We start from the raw sequence: 676 nt of genomic DNA on the forward strand, positions 1-676 counted from the left end.
TTTGGGGTTGTATGGTTAAGTGACTAAGCGTATACGGTGGATGCCTTGGCAGTTAGAGGCGATGAAGGACGTGTAAGTCTGCGAAAAGCTGTGGTGAGCTGACAAAACGCATTTGAGCCACAGATGTCCGAATGGGGAAACCCACACATTTATGTGTATCAACAAGTGAATACATAGCTTGTTGAGGCGAACGAGGGGAACTGAAACATCTAAGTACCCTTAGGAAAAGAAATCAACCGAGATTCCCCTAGTAGCGGCGAGCGAACGGGGATTAGCCCTTAAGCATTTTAAGATTTAGTGGAAGCCTCTGGGAAGTGGCGCGATACAGGGTGATAGCCCCGTACACGAAGGGTCTTTTAATGTGAAATCGAGTAGGTCGGGACACGTGTTATCTTGACTGAATATGGGGGGACCATCCTCCAAGGCTAAATACTCCTAACTGACCGATAGTGAACCAGTACCGTGAGGGAAAGGCGAAAAGAACCCCTGTGAGGGGAGTGAAATAGAACCTGAAACCGTATACGTACAAGCAGTGGGAGCCCTTCGGGGTGACTGCGTACCTTTTGTATAATGGGTCAGCGACTTATATTTAGTAGCAAGGTTAAGCAAATAGCGGAGCCGTAGCGAAAGCGAGTGTTAACTGCGCGTTTAGTTGCTAGGTATAGACCCGAAACCC

1 rRNA gene is annotated in these 676 nt (G+C 48.1%); it reads left to right on the forward strand.

What is annotated here, in order from left to right:
- Window positions 1-13: 13 nt before the first annotated feature.
- A 23S ribosomal RNA gene (locus EYS00_RS20445) occupies window positions 14-676 on the forward strand; the annotation flags it as partial.

Source organism: Alteromonas sp. KUL49 (assembly GCF_006538345.1).
In the GTDB taxonomy this organism is placed as follows: Bacteria; Pseudomonadota; Gammaproteobacteria; order Enterobacterales; family Alteromonadaceae; genus Alteromonas.